The organism is Exiguobacterium indicum HHS 31, assembly GCF_001939065.1.
GTDB classification, from domain to species: Bacteria; Bacillota; Bacilli; order Exiguobacteriales; family Exiguobacteriaceae; genus Exiguobacterium_A; species Exiguobacterium_A indicum.
On the sequence record NZ_MPSZ01000002.1, the window covers coordinates 100,110 to 119,425 of the forward strand.

Genomic DNA, 19,316 nt, shown 5'->3' on the forward strand with positions numbered 1-19,316 from the left:
TTGTTTATAGCGACTGACGCATGATGTATTGTTTCAAATCCCGCTGAGTCCACCCTTCAGAACGTAACGCCTCCCAAACCTGCACATCTGTTGATTGATAATGGTAGGTCGTTCCCGGTAAACGACGGACGACTTCTGTCGCATGTCGTGCTTTTTGTTCTGCTGGACCTACGACTGACAAGAGAGATGATCCGGCTACTGCCACTACACTTGCTTCTAATTGGTAATAATCCGTTTGTAATTGCTGCATGACATAAGGATCTTGCTGCCAGATGTATTCTCCTTGTCCATGGTATTGTTTTAAAAACTCCACTTCTTCGATCGTCGGCAGAGCGACCTCTTGACGTTCATCTGTTAAATGAAAATAACCGATTTCTCCAACAATCGTGTAGTGAAGCGATTCATACAAGCGAATCGCTGGGTCGTTCCCTTGAATGACTTCAAGCATCAGACCATCCATTCCGATTTCTTTAGCATGGCTCAGTTGTGCTTGATACAAGGCTTTTGCGATCCCAAGACGACGATACTGTGGTGAAATCCCCAGTCCCCCACACCGCATGATGCGTTGACCCTCAATCTCCTTCCAACCGTTCAGCCAGAGACCGACTGGTATTTCTCCATGATAGGCAACGAATGAATGCTCCAATTGGTTCCCGTCTCGTTCGATGATGCGCTCTTGGAATTCTGCTTCCGATAAGTGCAGGGGAATCAAATAATCCTGGAACCCATCCTGCATCGCTTTGTATGCTGTATTTACGTCAGGTGAACGTTGAATGTGAATCATCGAAAAACCTCCTTTTCCACTGAGCTGTTTCGCTTTCGTTCGCCTCATTTCCTGCATACAAAAACACCCTTGTCACCAAGGGTGTTTAGTCGATTCATTGATGGAGTTTCGAACGCTTGCGTCCATATCCGAAGTACAACAGTAATCCAATGGCTGTCCAGATAAAGAAGGCAATCCACGTGAATGGTTGTAAGTTGAACATAAGCATGATACAAGCAAGGACCGACAAGATTGGTAAGACTGGGACGAACGGAACCTTGAAAGCACGCTTCAAATCAGGACGCGTCCGGCGTAAGACGATGACCGCGATCGAGATGAGCGAGAAGGCTGCCAGTGTTCCGATGTTGATCAGTTCAGCAAGTGTACCAAGCGGCACGAATCCAGCGATTAAACCAGCAATCGTTCCGAGAATCCAAGTTGCTTTCACTGGTGTGTGCGACTTTTCGTTGACGTCTGAGAAGACTTTCGGTAATAATCCGTCACGGCTCATCGCGAACAAGAGACGGACAAGACCAAATGTCATGACAAGGATGACCGTCGTCATACCAACGATGGCTCCTAAATCGACGAATCCAGCGACCCAGTCTTGACCTGCCACTTTTAAGGCAAGGGATACTGGGCTATCAACACCTTCAAACTGTTTGAATGGAACAATTCCGACCATGATGGCAGAGACGACGACGTATAAAACGGTAACGATCGCAAGCGACCCTAGAATCCCAACCGGTAAGTTACGTCCCGGGTTTTTGACTTCTTCTGCTGCCGATGTAACGGCATCGAATCCAAGGTAAGCAAAGAAGGCAATCGCTGATGCTTGCAGGACACCGCTCATACCGAACGGAGCAAACGGTTTGTAGTTGCCTGGTTCGATGTACCAGATCCCGACGACGATAAACAAGACGACGACGGCAACTTTGACGAGTACCATGATGTTATTGACGCGTTTTGTTTCTTTAATCCCAAGCGAAAGTAAGAGCGTGATAACCATCAGAATCAAGAACGCCGGTAAGTTAAAGAACGTCTCGCTTCCTGGTACAGCACCTGGAGCAGCTGTTAAAGCTGTTGGTAAATGGAGACCAAAGCCTGCTAACAGTGACTGGAAGTACCCTGACCAGCCGGTTGCAACGGCACTTGAAGCAAGTCCGTATTCTAAAATGAGACACCAGCCGATGATCCAAGCCACGACTTCCCCGATCGTTGCGTATGTATACGTATATACACTGCCTGAGACGGGGATCATCGAAGAGAATTCAGCATAACAAAGGGCTGCGAGCGCACAGACGATAGCGGAAATAATGAATGAGATCGGTAAAGCAGGTCCTGCGTAAAGAGCGCCCGTTCCTGTCAGAACGAAAATTCCTGTCCCGATGATGGCACCGATTCCGAGTAAAATAAGGTCAAACCCTGATAAATGACGTGCCAGTTTAGAATGTTGTTTCATGTCCATCATTACACTGACATCTTTCTTGCGAAGCAAACTCATGTTTCATCCTCCGAACTTTTCTCTTTTTTCTGAATATTCAAATCATTGAGGTAATTGACTTTCTAATCATAACAAACGATGTCAGGTTCGATAAGTCTTTTTTTCTGTATTTTTTCACAAAGTGGTCAAACCACTTTTGTGAAAAGACGACAACGCTTTGATGCGTCAACGCAAAAACACCCTTTCCTCTAAAATGAGAGGAAAGGGTGTGATCGTATTACGGGCGATCGTTTGGATGATCGAGGTTAGGACCTTTATGATCATCTGGATCGATCGGGTAATCATCTTGTTGTGCTAAATCGTTTTCTGGCAATGCACCTTTTGGTGTACCATGTGTCGTCTCATCCGTTGAAGATGAACGCGCTGAGCGTGGTGCACGATCTGGTGTGACATCATCAGCTGCTTGTGAAGCTGCACCTTTTGCTGCATCTTTTAAGCTCGGTGATGATGAAGTCGATGCTGACTTACTTGGAAGGTTCGATGTGTCGACTTCCGTGTTCTCTGCTTTCTTTTGCAAACGATCGAGGTAACGCGACGCATTATCACGTCCACCAAGACCAAAGGCAAGACCGAATGCAAGTGCAAGTGCCCCAAGGATCAAGATAAAGGCTGAGTTGACGATCGTATCAGCAACACCTAGTTGATCAAGTGCCATGAAGACAGCAAGTGCAAGAATCGCATACTTCGCTACGCTTGAAAGGACTTTTAGTTCAGAGTTGCCGAACAAGCTGTCCATCGTACGTTTGACGAGGTTGCTGACGATGATCCCGATTGCGAGAATGATGATCGCTGTCAAGACGCTCGGTAAGAACGCAAGGACGGCACGACCGAGGTCGACCATGAAGTCAAGACCAATCAAGTTGAAAGCTTCGACGACGAAGAGAACGACGATGACGATCTCAACGAGTGCACCAACGATTGAAGCTGGAGACGTAGAAGCTTGGTTTGCATCCCACGTACCGATTTTTAAGTGACGTGTCAGGTTATTGAAACCAAGACGTGATAAGAGATCCGTAACGAATTTCTTGATGAAACGTCCGACGTAAAGACCGACAAGAATCAGAACGACACCTACGATGATGTTTGGAATCATACCGAGTACATCGTTCAACATGTTGATCGCTGGTCCTGTGATTCCTTTAATGTTCAATTGATCAAGAGCTGAAATCGTGATTGGAATCAGAATCAAGATGAAGACGACTGTTCCGAGAATCGACGAAAGTGATTTCGCATCTTTTTGATCCGTTGATCCAAGGTTGAAGCGAGCTGCAAATTTATCCGTTCCAACAGCATGAAGGAAATTCGTCACGATATCGCGGACGATTTTCGCTACGAGGAAACCAACGAAGAAGATGGCTGCCGCAGCAATCAAGCGTGGAATGAATCCAAGGAATGACGATAACAATTGGCTGAACGGTTGTGAGACACTCTCAATGTTCAACGCACCGAGTACACCCGGTAGGAATAGAAGCAAGACGAGGTAGAAGACGATCTCCCCTGCTACTTTTGGATAAGCTGAAAGATCCGTCTGACCTTGAAGCATTTTGTTCGAACGTACTTTATCGTTCGCCATCAGCTTCGTTCCTGCTTTGACGATGATCATGCGAAGAACGACCGCAATGACGTATGCCAAGAGAAGGATAAGGGCTGCTTTCAAGATGTTCGGGATTGCCGCGAGTAATGTACTCATCGTATCCGCAAGTGGTCCAGCAATGATGTTCAGATCAAGGATGTTGAAGACCAAGATAAGAACGAAGACCATGAGAACCCAAAAGACGACGGTCCCGATGATTTTTTCAGGTGTCCACTTTTTCTTCTTTGGTGGCGTACCTTCTTTTTGAGGCGACAACTTGTTGACGACCCCAGACTTCTCTAACGCTTTTTGAACCCCGTTCGCGATCAGCTTGGCAATGAGCCATCCAATCAAGAAAATGATGATCGCTCCAAGCAAGTTGCCGAGTGATCCGAGAATGCCGTTCAAGTTCAACGACGTTCCGTTCCAAATGTTATTCATCCTGCCACACTCCTTCACCTAAATAAAATTATATATTTCTGACACTTCTTTAATTTCCCCAGCTAAAGGATTTATTAAACCCGTGTCCGTACCAGAATGTGGCGTTTTTTGTTTTCAATACAAAAAATGGGATGTTTGCTATATGTGAGGATACACTGCTACAATAATCATTTCGTAAAAAAGCAGTATCGTCTAAATGACGACACTGCCTTATATCAAACGACTTCTTTTTCAGAGAATTGACTGTTGTACAGATCCGCATAAAAACCATCTGCCTCGAGTAATTCTTCATGTGTGCCCTGTTCGATGACACTTCCTTGATTCATGACGAGAATCAAATCGGCATCCTTGATCGTCGAGAGACGATGGGCAATGACGAAGCTTGTCCGTCCCTCCATCAAGCGACGCATTGCTTGCTGGATGAAGACCTCTGTCCGTGTATCCACACTAGATGTCGCTTCATCGAGAATCATGATCGGAGGATCAGCAAGAACGGCCCGAGCAATCGTCAACAACTGTTTTTGACCTTGCGAGATGTTCGAGGCTTCCTCGTTCAAGACCGTATCATACCCGTCCGGCAACGTCCGGATGAAGTGATCAGCGTGCGCCGTTTTGGCTGCGGCGATGATTTCCTCCTCGGTCGCTCCACTCTTACCGTAAGCAAGATTATCCCGGATCGTACCGTTGAAGAGCCACGTATCTTGTAAGACCATCCCGAACGTCGTCCGTAAGTCTTCGCGTGACATCTCGCGGGTATCGATGCCGTCAATCCGAATCGTCCCCCCGTTCAACTCATAAAAGCGCATCAATAGATTGATCATCGTCGTCTTACCGGCACCCGTCGGTCCAACGATTGCGACGGTTTGTCCCGGTGAGACATCGATGTTCATGTCCTCGATCAAGAGATCGGTTCCGTAACCAAAATCAACGTGTTCAAACGCGACCGCCCCTTCAGCCTGCGTAAGACGGTGTGTCGTCACTTCCTTGATTTCTTCTTCTTCGTCCAGTAATTCGAAGACACGTTCCGCTGCTGCGACCGTCGATTGGACAATGTTCGCGATGTTCGCCGTCTGTGTGATCGGTTGCGTGAACTGGCGTGTATAGGTGATGAACGCTTGAATATCCCCGATCGAGATCGCCCGTTGCGTGACGAGAATCCCGCCGACGATACTGATCAAGACGTAACTGATATTCCCGATGAACATCATCATTGGCATGATGATCCCGGAGATGAACTGTGCTTTACGTCCTGCTTCATACAACTCTTCGTTGACGGCATCAAACTGCTCGACCGCTTTGCGTTCATGTCCGAACGCCTTGACGACCGAGTGTCCGGTATACATCTCTTCGACGTGTCCGTTCAATTGTCCAAGCGTCCGTTGTTGATCGGCAAAGTATTTTTGGGACCGTTTCAAAATCGGACGGATCGCAAAAATCGAGACCGGTAATGAGACAAGTGAAATCAATGTCAGAATCGGACTAATCGTCAACATCATGATCAGAATTCCGACGATTGTCACAATTGAGGTGATGAACGATGTCACACTTTGTTGTAACGTACTCCCGATCGTATCAATATCATTCGTCACGCGGCTGAGTGTCTCCCCGTTCGGACGACCATCGTAATATTTCAATGGCAGGCGTTCGAGTTTATGATTGACGTCTTCGCGTAAATCGTAGACTGTTTTTTGAGCGATACCTGACATCAAATACTGTTGCAAGTAATTGAACAGACTACTGATGATATACAGTCCAGCCAGCCAGAGCAGGATTTGTCCGATTTTCGTGAAATCGATCGCTGCTCCCGGTACACCTTGGAACTTCGCATATGCCCCTTCAAACAATTCCGTGATTGCCGTTCCCATGATTTTCGGACCGGAAATCATGAAGACCGTACTGAGGATGGCTGCAAGGAAAACACCAACGAGTGCCGTCCGACGCGGACGCAGATACCGAAGCAGACGACGGAACGTTGCTTTGAAATCCTTTGGTTTTTCTCCGAGCATCATCATATTTCCGCCACCGGGACCACCAGGCGGAGGACCGCCGGCAGGTCGTTTTTTCTCACTCATGCGATTTCCTCCTCTGATAGTTGTGATTTAACGATTTCTTGATAGACGGCATTGTCAGCAAACAATTCATCGTGCGTTCCGATTCCAGCGACTTTCCCTTCATCCAGGACGATGATTTGATCGGCATCGATGACGGTGCTGACACGTTGAGCGACGATCAAGACGGTTGCATCGCGTGTTTCTTCCCGTAACGCTTTTCGAAGTGCCGCATCAGTTTTAAAGTCGAGCGCTGAAAAACTGTCATCAAAGACATATAAATCTGGTCGACGAACGAGGGCTCGCGCAATCGACAACCGTTGTTTTTGCCCACCGGAGACGTTCGACCCACCTTGTTCGATCCGTGCTTCGTAACCGTCCGGCATCCGTTCGATGAAATCGGTCGCTTGTGCGATTTGCGCTGCATGCGCGACTTCTTCGTCTGTCGCGTCCTCTTTCCCGAAGCGAATGTTTTCCGCGATCGTCCCCGTGAACAGTAACGCCTTTTGGGGAACGAAGCCGATTTTCGACCGCAGTTCCTCTTGCGGTACATCCTGGCTATCGACACCGTTGACCCGGATGCTCCCTTCCGTCACGTCATAAAAACGAGGAATCAAATTGACGAGCGTTGATTTACCGGAACCCGTTCCGCCGATCACAGCCGTCACTTCACCTGGTCGTGCCGCAAAGCTGATGTCGGATAAGACAGGTGTCTCAGCTCCTGGGTAACGGAACGTGACACGATCAAAGACGAGCGTTCCTTTTTCACGGTCAGCGGTTTGTGTACCTTCATCTGTCATCGTCGGAGTCATCTCGAGGACTTCATTGATCCGTTTCGCCGAGACGGCTGCCCGCGGAATCATGACGAACATGACCGACGCCATGACGAGCGCGAACATGATTTGCATGACGTACTGGATGAACGCCATCAAGTCCCCGATTTGCATGCCGCCATTATCGATCCGGATGCCCCCGAACCAAATGACACCGACGACCGTCAAGTTCATGACGAGCATCATGACCGGCATCAAGAACGCCATGATTTTATTGACCTTAATCGAGACTTCTGTTAAATCCGCGTTCGCTTTCGTTAACCGAACCTGCTCATCACGTTCCCGGTTAAAAGCACGGATGACACGGATCCCGGTCAAGTTCTCCCGCAAGACGAGGTTCAGACGGTCGAGTCGTTTTTGGACTTTCCCAAACAACGGAACCCCTTTCCACAGGATCAACAGGATTGAAATCACAAGGACCGGCATCGCCGCGACGATGACAAGTGATAGTTTGGCATCTTTTGAGACAGCCATGATCAATCCACCGATGAACATGATCGGCGCACTGACGACCATCCGTAACATCATGATGACGACTTGTTGGACTTGCGTGATGTCGTTCGTCGTCCGTGTAATCAATGACGCCGTTCCGACTTGGTCGAACTCTTGCAGGGAAAACCGTTCAACATGGTTGAAGACTTGGCGACGGATATCCCGTCCGAGTCCCATCGACGCCTTCGATGAATAATAACTGGCGGCAACGGCAGCTAACGCCCCGACACCGGTTATCCCGAGCATGACGGCACCAATTTTCCAGATATACGCGGTATCGCCGGTAACGACGCCTTTATCGATGATGTCCGCCATCAGTGTCGGTAAATACAAATCGGACATCGACTGCGCAAAAACCAAGACGAGCACAGCAAGGACCGCCCATTTATAGACCGTCAACCGTTTGAGTAACTTAATCATCCGAACATCCTCCTTTCAGATCTGGACGTAAAATCTGACCGATTCCCTCAGCAATCACTGCGTGTGTTTCAAGCATTTGTTCAAATACGTCCGAGTCAATCGTCGCAAGCACTTGCTCCAGTTGACGTTGCATCCCCTTCTCTTGTTCCTTGATGTCAGTGACGAATTGCTGACCTTGATCACTAAGCTTTAAGACGACTTCCCGTCGATTGTCGGGATTCGTCTCCCGAATGACCCAGCCCGATTGGACGAGACCTTCAATCGACTGACTGAGGGTACTTTTCGGTAAGTGCGTATGTGCAGCGAGCTCTTTTTGCGAGATCGGTCCACGCGGTGCAATCGTCATCAAGCTATGAAATTGCGGTAAACTGAGTCCGTTTTCCTGTGCCGTCTGGTGTGCTGCCCGGACGAGATGACGCTGGACGTTCCAAAACGACTGCATCATCGCAGTCGAACGGGTCGTTTCCGTTTGATCCATCTTGTTTCGCCTCCTTGTTCCATTTCAAATCGTTCCAAAAGGAACAATTACTTATATGAATTAAATTACGCTGATTATTTTCGATTGTCAACGAAAAGGCAATGTGAAAAATCACATAGTTTTGCTATGCTCAAGGAAGACAAGGAGTGAGCATAGATGAGACATGAAATGGGCTTATTCGAAGAACCGTTTCGTTCAATCGAACAAGGACGAAAGACCGTCGAGATCCGACTAAATGATCCAAAACGACAACAGGTACACGTCGGTGATCAGATTCGGTTCACCCATACGGAAACGAACGAGAAATTACTTGTCCGTGTAACAAAACGACAAGTCTTTCCTGATTTCCGAGCGCTTTATGAACAGATCGCAAACGAAGCTATCGACTGTGTCGGTTGGTCGCTCGACGAACTCGTGACGTCGACTTACTCGATCTATTCAACAGAAGCCGAGCAACAGTACGGGGCACTGGCTTTGACGATCGCATTAGAACCATAAAAAAACGTCTTTTCTACGCTTACAGTAGAAAAGACGTTTTTTCGATTCATTCCGGTTCGACGTGAACATGGATATCGTAGACACCATATTCTTCCGTCAGCGTATCCTCGACGCGTGTCGCAATATCGTGCGCCTGATGGATATTCAAGGTGGAGTTGACAAGGATGACGACATCGACGACTTCATTGTTGCCGTAGTTGCGTCCTTTGATTGACTTGATCCCTTTGACACCCTCGAGATCGAAGATGACATCTTCATACATCTTCAGCTTCTTCTCATCGAAGCCATCCGTCAGTTCGTGTGACGCTTCCGTAAAGATGTCCCACGCTGTCTTACAGATCAAGAAGCCGACGATGATCGCGGTCACGACATCAAGCCATGGCATGCCGAACTGTGATCCGACGATCCCGATCGTCGTCCCGACACTGACCCACGCATCGGATAGATTATCTTTCGCTGCTGCCATGACGGCTTTGCTTTCAATCTCCTCGGATAACTTCTTATTGTAGCGGTAGACGAAGTACATCACGAGAGCTGAACCGATTCCGACGTATGCTGCGAGAATATCCGGTGACTCCTGTTTGCCTTCAAACAACGTCGAGATCGTATCGATCAAGACTTGAAGACCGACTGCCATCATGATGAAGGAAGCTACGAGCGAGGCAATCGTTTCACTTTTCCAGTGTCCGTATTTGTGATCGTCATCTGCCGGACGTTGTGAAATCCGTAAGCCGATCAAGACAGCGATCGACGCGATGATATCGGTCGCGTTGTTCAAACCATCCGCCCGGAGTGCGGCAGAATCTGCTGTATACCCAATGATTAATTTTAAAGATGATAACAAGATATAGGCTGCGATACTGATCATCGCACCGCGTTCGCCGCGTTTTAGATTATCGTATTTTTGTTGTTCCATTCTCGTCGCCCCCACTTTCTCTGCGATTAGCAAACCTCATCGTACCAGTCGGAAATCGAGTGGGTCTAGAGAAATCATTTTGTTTCGAACTAGGTAATTAACAAATATACAACAATGTTTCCCTATACCAAACCAAATTCGATTGAGTCATGTGGCTCTTTTCAAGAAAATCAGTAGCATTATCTTAAAGAGCAACCAACTTTTTTGACTTGTCAGACTCTTTGACGAACATAATTCGTGCAAGTTCTGAAGGGAATCGGTAGACTAAAGGTACAACACCAAGAGGAGGAGTTCTCACAATGGCAGAATTCATTAAGAGTGAAGAAACATTCAAGGAATTGATTTCAAGTGACGCACCGGTCATCATCAAGTTCGAAGCAGACTGGTGCCCGGACTGCAAACGGATGGATTACTTCATGCCGGACGTCGAGTCACAATTCGACCACTTACCGATCCACACGATCGACAAGGATGAGTTCCCTGAAATCGCATCGAACCACGATGTCATGGGAATCCCAAGCTTGCTCGTCTTCAAAAACAATGAAAAACTGGCGCACTTGCACAGTGCAAATGCTAAAACACCAGAAGAAGTGACAGCCTTCCTAAAGCAAAACTTCAACTAAGCAAAAATAACCTGACGCCGCAGCGTCAGGTTATTTTTTATGTATCGATCTGATTTGGGATGCTACTTCAATCCGTCTCAACTTTTCTTAAAAAAGATACGGGTGAACAGATTCGTAATCGTCCCAGCTATCGCTGCTTCGATCAGGGCTACGACTACAATCGCTAAAATATCCTGCATACCTAGTGATCCTAAGAAATTAATAAGGTTCAAAATAAAAAATATAATGAAGAAAATTAGATAATCTCGTTTTCGCATCATAGTCCTCCTACTCAACACGTATTTGTCGTCTTTCGTCGCTACAACACTACCATACATAATGCTTTCTAAAGATTACATAATTGAAAGGAACAACCAACATCTACAAAAAAGTAGTCTTTCTCCCGCTCGAGAAAGACTACTTTTGCTTATTTAACGTTCACACGCGATGCCGTCTTTGTCCCGGTCGCTCTTCGTGTTTACGTTATACGTCGCAAGGCTCACGTAAGCTTTGTACTTTGTTGCTTTGTAGATCGGTTTTCCATTCTTGTCATACCCTGTCCGATTTTTTAGCCCCGCTTTTTTCGCAACGCCGCCTTTGTACGTCTTCTGCATTTCCGTACAGTTTTTAAAGGCTTTTGCTTTCGTTGCCGCTTCACTAGCTGCTGGAACATGGATCAAGGCGAGACTGACGACACCCGCGAGTACAAGCCGACTCCATTTTTTCATAGGGATTCCTCCTTTTTTCAAAAAAACAACGATTCGTCTTTTGATTATAAGAGGTTATTTAAAAAAAATGGCTATTTTTTAGAATTTATATCAATGGTTACATTTTTTTAAATTCAGCGAATATAATGCGGACTAACGAGTTCACCTTTTAAAATTGACGTCGGAATCTTAAATTCGACGATGCCCATATATCCTGGAGCGACACTGTACTCGTCAAACGACAGGACTAATTTGTGATCTGCCGTAATATAAAAGTTTTGTTTTGCGGAAATCTGCTTGAACTGCTCGTCCTCCGGTACATCTGGTGTTCCTTCGACGAAGTAGACTTTCCCTTCATCCGTCTTCATTTGCCGACGCATCTCTTCTTTTAGGTAATCACTGATCGTCGTGATATATCCGTCATCCTTGAACAAAGATGGTAACGTCAGGATGAGCTGTTGTTTCTTATCGATCGTATCGTACTGGACGCTTTCTGATGCACTCGCCCGTGTTTCCGTGACGGTTCGACCGATCGACAACAAGTCTTCCGTATCCGTCTTGACATCATAGCGGCTATCGACGGCAAATGCCCCTTCCTGTCCGTTCGTCTCCTGCTCAAACTTTTCGTAGAGCGCTTGTCCTTCCGCAATATACTTTTCGTTCAATTGTTGCTCGAGTGCCTTGTCCGGTAACGTCACTTGAGGAGCTTTAATATCAGCCGACTGCTGTGTCTTCGTCTCTTTCCAGTCAATCGTCACGATCTCAGTCAGTTGACCAAAAACCGGCACCTTCGCCATCGCGTCCGCAAACGACGCATTACTATTTAATCCACCAACGAATAACGTGATCGCGGCGGCTGTGATCAACACGGATTGTTTCGTCCGCGAAGGACGCGTCCGGCGCTCGACTTGTGCAATCATCTCATCGAGTTCTTTTGGAACCGGTGGTTGTTGGTAAGCTTGTTTCAGATCGTCAAGTTTGTTCGACATCTAGATCATCTCCATTCAATTTCATTTTTAATAAGGTCAATCCTTTATACAGCCTGGACTTGGTCGTGCTTAAATTCAGCTCCAAAATCGTTGCGACGTCTTTTAAAATCAAGTCCTCGAAATAGTGTAAGATGACGACTTCCCGGTACATAACTGGGAGCTCCTCAAGCGCCTGTCGCAAATCGGAATCCGGGTATGTATCTTCTTTTGTCGCGACGAGTTCAATCAGTCGATCCGTATCGTAACTGATACTATGCTGACGCTTCCGGATCGCATCAATCGCTGTTCGTGTCAAAATCTGATAGAACCAGGCTTTCATCCGTTCCTCATCTTCGAGTCGATCGAGTGATTGCAACGCTTTTTGGATGCTGTCCTGAATCACATCCAGACTATCCTGTTCATTTTTCATATAACTGTAGGTCAACCAGTAGAGATTCGGTTTGTATTGCTTTAAAAAACGGACGAATGCTTTTTCCCGTTTTCTCATTTGACGAGAGGTCATAGGCCGCGGCTCCTTTTTTCGATATCGTTCTGTGTATACATCATTAAGACGGGCGAGTCGAGAAAAAAGTTGACGACACAACAAAAAAAGGTGACACAAGGTCACCTTTTCATGGAGCAGACTTCATTAAGATAAGGATAATCAACAGAAACGGAACGATGAAAAGTAATGGAATACCGACAATCGTGATACATCCAATATCAACCTTTCGCTGTTTTCGGCGTTCACGTTTCCCCGTCCGTTCTTCACGTTCATTTACGGGACTCAACATACAACTCACCTTTTCTACTTAATAATGCAAATGTCGTGATGTATCACTCCACATTTTCACCTGAAGTAAAATGAGCGCGATACCGTATAAGACACTCATATATAACGAAAATTCACCAAACAGGACATTCGTCCAAGCATTTAATCCAAACAATGGAATGACAAAAATAAAATACAGTAAAAACTCAAGACTCGCTAATAGATCAAACCAAAGTGTCTCTGAAAACATTCCTTCGAGCAACCAGACACTATAAATATACAGTGTCGAAATCAGACCGAACCAAAGATACCTCGCGATTAATCGATACATCTTCTCTTCCTTTATGTAAAACAGCGAGCCGACTAAATAGCCGAACCAGATGACTGAAGCAATGCTTTGCCATCCATTTATCGTTCCGTCGGGATGAAGTATAGCGGACCAACCATTGATGCCAATCATACTCATTAAAATTAACAGAAAGAGCAGTCGATATGGTATGTTCCTTTGACGCATGATATGTTTCCTCCCCAAAGCATAAGTACCTATCTTTTCTTTTACTTAATATTCCATATGATAGGTTTTGTTCCTCTTCCATTTCAATAAATTATTCGTCTCTGTCGTTTAAACCACAACAAGGCAATGGACGTGTCCATTGCCTTGCCTTAGTCATTCCTTCACTTTGAGATTCACATCATCAATCGTTACGTCATGGACAGCGAACGGCGAACCTTCTGCGCGTCCCATCAGGAACTTCAACGCACCTGTATCCGTTTGTTCCATCGTAAAGGTATAGCTATACGTCTTCGGTGTTGTCGTGATTGGCTCGACTTGACTGAAGTAACGCGTGTACGAAGCATTTTCAATCGTCACTTCGATCGGACGCGATACAGTCGACGATGCCGTGAAGCTCAATTCATATGTTTTGCCTTTCGCGAGTGACAAGTTTCCTTGCTCGAGCAAGACACTCCATGGTTCTTGTCCTTCCGCTCCAATCTTTATGCGTGCTGCTTCATTGACAGCTTCGATAGCGGCTTGCGCATCATAGTGGACGTATGACGACCATGACGTCAATCCGTTTGCAAACGAACCGTTTTTCAGTGGTGACGGATCAACCGGCACCGGTGTCACATCAATCAACTCCACATCATCGAGCGAGATTTTCCCGGCTTGTCCACTGAAGTCAAACACAAGCTGATTGTCGTCTGCCGTTTGTGTAGCCGTGAACGGAATGTCGACAGTCGTTGCTTGTTTCGTCAACGGTACAGTCGTCTGCTTCAATTGCTCTTGTGCCCCAGTGATTTTCACCTGAAGTGATTTCGCTTTTTTCGCACCTGCTGTGAATCGAAGCTGATACACATGCCCAGCTTCTAGTTGAAGTCCCTTTTGCGTTAAACGTGCCGTCGTTTTTTGTCCATGTCCTTCATAACGGAAATCACGTGACTCAGGATTAACAGCCCCTGTCGTCCGCTTGTTACCGTTGAAGTGCCAATACGTCAAACGGTCCATCGCTCCTTGATCGAACGTCCCGTTGTAGACGAGATCCCCGTCCGGTAGTGCCGGTTTTGTTGCATCTTCATCGATGACGCCGCGCGGAATCTGTTCGACACGGACGTTCCCGATCTGAACACCCGCTTTTTCAAGTCCGAGGTTGAACTCAAGACGTGCTGCGAGATCCGTCTCTGCCGCCATATCGAACGTGAACGTATGCCGTTTGACGCTTGGTGTCAGAGCAATCGACTGTTCATTTGAATATTTCGTGTACCCACGCTCTGCTCCACCGCCGACTTTGACCATCATCTTCCGGTCTGCTGTGCTGCTCGCGTCAAAGCTGACTTGGTAACGTCCACCTTGCGCGAGTGATACGTTTTGAATCAATTGATGGGAGTAAGTCTGTGAACCAGGCTGATCAATCGTGACGTCCGCCATCCGTTGCCCCTCTTTTTCAATGATCGCAAGACTTCCTTTGCCACCGAAGTCCGGGAGCGTGACGTAGTTCCAGTACAGCGGATCAAACGACTGATTCCCGGTGATCATCGTGACCGGTTGTTCAAACGCTGTGTCGTAGACGAGGTTACCATCGATCGGTTGCTTGGCTCCGTCCGGTAACGTCACGTTTTCGTAGCTCGGTTCGACCGGTTCACGGTACGCTCGATTTTTCAAATCATAGACCCGGACGTAGTCGACTTCCATCTCGGCTGGGAACTTCGTCGTCGCATCGACTTCTCCATCGAACCAACCACCGACCGCGAGATTCATGACGAGATAGAAGTTTTGGTCGAACGGTGCCGGATAACTATAATTCGTTGCTGCGTTCAAGCCTTTACTGTACCAATCGTTTTGTGTTTGATAGAGATTGCCGTCAACGTACCAACGGAGTTCGCCCGGCTCCCATTCGACTGCGTACGTATGCCATTGGTCGATCCGCTGTCCGTCTGGGAAGTGATAGTCTTTCCCCGTATATTTATTGTTTGGCCAGTTCTCCCCGTAGTGAATCGTTCCAGCGACCTTGTCCGGCTGACTGCCCCAAGCTTCCATGACGTCAATCTCACCGGACGCTGCCCAGGCCCCGTATTTATCTTGCTCCGGTAACATCCAGAACGCAGGCCAAAGCCCTTTTCCGGTCGGGAGCTTCGCTTTGATCTCATAACGACCGTACGTCTTACTGAATAATCCTTTCGTCTTTAGCTTCGCTGACGTGTAATCGTATGTACCGAGATCATCCGTCGTCTTTTCCTGCTTCGCCTTGATGACGAGTTTCCCGTTGCGAATAAACGAGTTATCTTGCTTCGTCGTGTAGTATTGTTTTTCATTGTTGCCCCAACCCGGTGAGACCGGTTGTCCGTTCGCATCCTTGATCCAATTCCCCGTATCATACGTCCATTTCGTCCGGTCGAGTTGTTTTGCCTGAAACTCATCCGACCAGACGAGTTTCCACTTCGTCTCTTTTTTGTCTGCCTTCGCGTCGACCGCTTGACCGCTCAGCAATAAACCGGTCCCGACCGCCAGTGCTACCCATGTCTTCATGTCTGTTTCCTCCTCTTAGTCAAAAAGAGGCAAGGACGAATGTTCGACCTTGCCTCCTTTGTCACGCTTCTTGTGGAATCGTTGCCTTATGTTGCTCGATGACGCCCGCATACCAGTGGGCGCTGTCTTTCCAAATCCGTTCCTGTGTCTCGAAATCGACGTAGAGAATTCCGAAACGCTTATCATAGCCGAAGCTCCACTCGAAGTTGTCGAGCAGTGACCAAAGATAATAGCCTTGGATGTTCATCCCTTCTTCGTTTAAATCAGACACCGCTTGGAGGTGTTGTGCGACGTAATCAATCCGGTTCTGGTCAGCGACGCGACCATCGACCAATTCATCGTCGAATGCCGCACCGTTTTCCGTGATGTAGATTGGTAAATCCGTATACTCGGCACGCAAACGACGAATCAAGTCCTTGAATTCGCTCGGGGCGATATCCCAGCCCATACCTGTCTTGTCGTAATCCGAGTACGCATCCTTCTGCAGGAAATCGTTCGCAGCACTGAACTCGACGAGGTTACGACTGTAGAAGTTGATCCCGAAGAAGTCACATGGGATGGAGATCGTCTCCATGTCGCCTTCCTCGATGAACGCGTACGAATGGACGTATTTCGAGAACAGGTTCATCATGTCGACTGGATACTGACCTTTGAAGACTGGATCGAGGAACCATCGATTCGCATATCCGTCTGCATTGTTCATCGCCAGCTGATCGTTGACGGAATCCGTCTTCGCATACTTCGGTGCCAAGTTCAACGTGATACCGATCGGTGTGACCGATTTGAACTCACCCTTCAACAGCTCGACTGCCTTTCCGTGTGATAACAACAAGTGGTGCACGGCACGAACGGCTTCGTTCATATCCGTATGACCTGGTGCATGTTGCCCGAGATGGTAGCTGAGGAACCCAGCACACCATGGTTCATTATGTGTGATCCACGAGTCGACGATCCCGTCGAGTTCCGCAAAACATGCTCGGGCGAAGTCAAGGAACCAGTCGACCGATGCCCGGTTGATCCAGCCGCCTTCTTCATGTGCCCAAAGTGGTAAATCCCAGTGGTACAGCGTCACGGCTGGCTTGATGCCTTCTGCCCGTAGACGTGTCGCGAGTTTCTTATAGAACGCCATGCCTTCCGGATTGTAGACCCCTTTTTGCGGGAAGATCCGTGGCCAGGCAATCGAGAAGCGGTACGTGTCGACGCCAAGACGTTTGATGTGCTGAATATCTTCTTCATAACGGTGGTAGTGGTCACACGCGATATCACCGTTATGTTGTTCGAAGACTTTTCCATCCTCCTCACAGAAAGCATCCCAGATCGAAGGCGTGCGTCCGCCTTCGTTGTGGGCACCTTCGATTTGATACGACGACGTCGCCGTTCCGAATACGAAGTCTGGTGCAAATTTCATATGTGTAATCTCCTTTAAGCTACTTATTCTTTAACGGCACCTGCCGAGATACTGCTGACGATATATTTCGAGAGGAACAAGAAGGCGATCATGATCGGTACGACGGAAATCGCGATTCCGAGATAGAGCGAGCCTAAGTTCTCTGCGACTTGTGACCCTTTCAAGAAGCCCATCAAGACCGGTAACGTATACTTCTCTGGGGAGAAGAGTAAGACGAGCGGCATGATGTAGTTGTTCCATGAACCGATGAACGTAAAGATCGACATCGTCGCGATCGCCGGCATCATCATCGGTAAAGCGATCGTATGGAAGATTCGGAACTCACTCGCTCCGTCCATCCGTGCTGCTTCGATCAAACTCGGGTGCAGGACGGTCTGGACATATTGTCGGACGAAGAAGACCGTGAACGGACTCGCGATCGCCGGAACAATCAATGGGATGTAGCTATCAAGTAACCCGAGATTCTTACTTAGTTCATAGAACCCGATCAAACCGAGTTGACCCGGAACCATCATCATGACGAGCATGAAGACGAACATCGCGTTCTTCCCTTTGAACTGATAGAAGGCGAATCCGAATGCTGTCAACGCCGAGAAATACCCTGATAGGACGGTAACGAGAACGGCAATGATCAAGCTGTTCTTGAACCCAGACCAGATGTTGACGTATGAACTGAGGGCGGCGTAGTTCTCAGCAAGTGAGTTCCCGGGAATCAACGAGAACCCAGACAAGACTTCTTCGTTCGAGCGCGTTGCGTTGATGATCATCATCAAAAACGGGATGATACAGGCGATCGTTAAGACGACGAGACCAATATAGATGACACTTTTGCCGAACCAGGCTTTCTTTTGTTTCGGTGGTGGCGTCAACTTGAGCGGGCGTTCGGAACGCTCCGGTTGTTCCTCCGTTTGTGGCACGATCCGACGTGCTTCTGCATTTCGTTCCATCGGTCAGGCTCCTTTCGGCGAACGTTCTTTTCGGAACATCCCTTTGAAGACGATGATTGAAAAGACGAGCGTGATGGCAAACAGTCCGTATGCGACAGCAGCGGCGTAGCCATAGTTGTTGTATTTGAAAGCTTGGTTATAGAGATAGAGCACCATCGTGTTCAAGGCACCATCTGGCGCACCGACACCATCCGTAATCAACATCGGGAGGTCGAACAATTGCAGACCACCGATCAACGACGTGATCATGATGTAGAGCAAAATCGGTTTTAAGAGTGGCAACGTGATGCGTGAGAAAATCTGCCAACGTGTTGCCCCGTCAATCAAGGCTGCTTCGAAGTAGTCCTTCGAGATCCCGGATACGCCCGCCATGACGACGATGAACGAGTGACCGAGCCACATCCATGTCAGGATAAGCGAGACGGAAATTTGTGCGGTCACCGGTTGCGTCAACCAGTTGATCGGCTCCGAGATGATTCCGATTTTCATCAACATCATGTTCAGTGAACCATGCTGCCAGTCGAGCAAGATGCCGAACAATAAGGCGACCGAGCTGATCGTGATCAAGTTCGGTAAGTAGAACGTCGCCCGGAAGAAGGCAAGCCCTTTTAATTTCAACTGGAGATCCGAGAACAACAAAGCGAGCAATAAAGCGCCACCGATCTGAAGGATGAAGTTCAGACCCCAAATCTTCAGAGTGTTAAAGAACGCTTCGATGAAGTACGTATCCCCGAGTAACCGCGTATAGTTCGCGAGTCCGACGAGTTGTTCGCCTTCAGCGCCCGTGTAGTTCGTGAAACTGTAATAGAAAGTCAAAGCAACCGGATAGATGCTGAAGATCAAGAAGACGATCCAAAACGGTGCGATGAACAGATACCCATGGCGATCGAGTTTTTTCACAGGTCAAACCCCTTTCTTAAA

The 19,316-nt window shown here is 47.7% G+C and carries 19 protein-coding genes; 2 read left to right on the forward strand and 17 right to left on the reverse strand.

The genetic code is table 11. The features are described 5' to 3' along the window. Positions 1-4: 4 nt before the first annotated feature. The 6 genes from N179_RS08860 to N179_RS08885 form a co-directional block, all read right to left on the reverse strand. Positions 5-784 carry a GNAT family N-acetyltransferase gene (locus N179_RS08860; protein ID WP_158024758.1) on the reverse strand — a complete coding sequence of 260 codons (780 nt, stop codon included), beginning with the start codon at positions 782-784 and terminating at the stop codon, positions 5-7. Positions 785-878: 94 nt separating this feature from the next. After that, positions 879-2,267: a branched-chain amino acid transporter BcaP gene (bcaP, locus tag N179_RS08865; RefSeq protein WP_075642704.1), complete on the reverse strand. Its 1,389-nt coding sequence runs from the start codon at positions 2,265-2,267 to the stop codon at positions 879-881. Positions 2,268-2,484: 217 nt separating this feature from the next. Continuing rightward, positions 2,485-4,281 (reverse strand): mechanosensitive ion channel, encoded by a 1,797-nt coding sequence (locus N179_RS08870; RefSeq protein ID WP_075642705.1) that lies wholly within the window; start codon positions 4,279-4,281, stop codon positions 2,485-2,487. A gap of 215 nt (positions 4,282-4,496) precedes the next feature. After that, positions 4,497-6,353 carry an ABC transporter ATP-binding protein gene (locus N179_RS08875; protein ID WP_075642706.1) on the reverse strand — a complete coding sequence of 619 codons (1,857 nt, stop codon included), beginning with the start codon at positions 6,351-6,353 and terminating at the stop codon, positions 4,497-4,499. Then, entirely contained in the window at positions 6,350-8,074 is a 1,725-nt protein-coding gene (locus tag N179_RS08880) for an ABC transporter ATP-binding protein (RefSeq protein ID WP_035399082.1), read from the reverse strand. Before N179_RS08880 ends, N179_RS08875 begins: the two co-directional genes overlap by 4 nt. Further along, positions 8,067-8,552, reverse strand: coding sequence for a MarR family winged helix-turn-helix transcriptional regulator (locus tag N179_RS08885; protein WP_023466926.1), 486 nt, complete (start codon positions 8,550-8,552; stop codon positions 8,067-8,069). The genes N179_RS08880 and N179_RS08885 overlap by 8 nt, the downstream gene beginning before the upstream one ends. A 156-nt stretch (positions 8,553-8,708) precedes the next feature. Between N179_RS08885 and N179_RS08890 the strand changes: the two genes are divergently transcribed. Continuing rightward, positions 8,709-9,050, forward strand: a complete 342-nt coding sequence (locus N179_RS08890) for an ASCH domain-containing protein (RefSeq protein ID WP_075642707.1) — start codon at positions 8,709-8,711, stop codon at positions 9,048-9,050. A gap of 46 nt (positions 9,051-9,096) precedes the next feature. Here N179_RS08890 and N179_RS08895 read toward each other — a convergent pair whose 3' ends face one another. After that, on the reverse strand, positions 9,097-9,966 hold the full coding sequence (locus N179_RS08895; protein WP_023466924.1) for a cation diffusion facilitator family transporter: 870 nt from the start codon (positions 9,964-9,966) through the stop codon (positions 9,097-9,099). 299 nt (positions 9,967-10,265) lie between these two features. Here N179_RS08895 and N179_RS08900 point away from each other — a divergent pair, with 299 nt between their 5' ends. Continuing rightward, complete coding sequence (locus N179_RS08900) at positions 10,266-10,589, forward strand: thioredoxin family protein (protein ID WP_023466923.1); 324 nt, start codon at positions 10,266-10,268, stop codon at positions 10,587-10,589. A 77-nt stretch (positions 10,590-10,666) separates the two neighbouring features. Here the strand turns inward: N179_RS08900 and N179_RS08905 are convergent, their stop codons facing one another. The 10 genes from N179_RS08905 to N179_RS08945 all read right to left on the reverse strand — a co-directional run bounded on the left by N179_RS08905 (position 10,667) and on the right by N179_RS08945 (position 19,295). Further along, positions 10,667-10,846, reverse strand: a complete 180-nt coding sequence (locus tag N179_RS08905) for a hypothetical protein (RefSeq protein WP_075642708.1) — start codon at positions 10,844-10,846, stop codon at positions 10,667-10,669. Between the two features lie 153 nt (positions 10,847-10,999). Beyond that, positions 11,000-11,296, reverse strand: coding sequence for an excalibur calcium-binding domain-containing protein (locus tag N179_RS08910; protein ID WP_035399100.1), 297 nt, complete (start codon positions 11,294-11,296; stop codon positions 11,000-11,002). Between the two features lie 113 nt (positions 11,297-11,409). After that, the gene (gene rsiV / locus N179_RS08915; protein ID WP_075642709.1) at positions 11,410-12,264 is read right to left on the reverse strand and encodes an anti-sigma-V factor RsiV; all 855 of its coding nucleotides are present in this window, start codon (positions 12,262-12,264) and stop codon (positions 11,410-11,412) included. Then, positions 12,248-12,766, reverse strand: coding sequence for an RNA polymerase sigma factor (locus N179_RS08920; protein ID WP_023466919.1), 519 nt, complete (start codon positions 12,764-12,766; stop codon positions 12,248-12,250). The genes rsiV and N179_RS08920 overlap by 17 nt, the downstream gene beginning before the upstream one ends. Before the next feature lie 109 nt (positions 12,767-12,875). Then, positions 12,876-13,037, reverse strand: a complete 162-nt coding sequence (locus tag N179_RS16945) for a hypothetical protein (RefSeq protein WP_156357227.1) — start codon at positions 13,035-13,037, stop codon at positions 12,876-12,878. An 18-nt stretch (positions 13,038-13,055) separates the two neighbouring features. Further along, positions 13,056-13,529 carry a hypothetical protein gene (locus N179_RS16880; RefSeq protein WP_143404466.1) on the reverse strand — a complete coding sequence of 158 codons (474 nt, stop codon included), beginning with the start codon at positions 13,527-13,529 and terminating at the stop codon, positions 13,056-13,058. A 153-nt stretch (positions 13,530-13,682) separates the two neighbouring features. Next, positions 13,683-16,040: a carbohydrate binding domain-containing protein gene (locus tag N179_RS08930; RefSeq protein WP_075642710.1), complete on the reverse strand. Its 2,358-nt coding sequence runs from the start codon at positions 16,038-16,040 to the stop codon at positions 13,683-13,685. A gap of 61 nt (positions 16,041-16,101) precedes the next feature. Continuing rightward, positions 16,102-17,448: a GH1 family beta-glucosidase gene (locus N179_RS08935; RefSeq protein ID WP_075642711.1), complete on the reverse strand. Its 1,347-nt coding sequence runs from the start codon at positions 17,446-17,448 to the stop codon at positions 16,102-16,104. Positions 17,449-17,471: 23 nt separating this feature from the next. Continuing rightward, positions 17,472-18,395, reverse strand: coding sequence for a carbohydrate ABC transporter permease (locus tag N179_RS08940; RefSeq protein ID WP_081637442.1), 924 nt, complete (start codon positions 18,393-18,395; stop codon positions 17,472-17,474). A 3-nt stretch (positions 18,396-18,398) separates the two neighbouring features. Next, the gene (locus N179_RS08945; RefSeq protein WP_023466912.1) at positions 18,399-19,295 is read right to left on the reverse strand and encodes a carbohydrate ABC transporter permease; all 897 of its coding nucleotides are present in this window, start codon (positions 19,293-19,295) and stop codon (positions 18,399-18,401) included. Positions 19,296-19,316 lie beyond the last annotated feature (21 nt).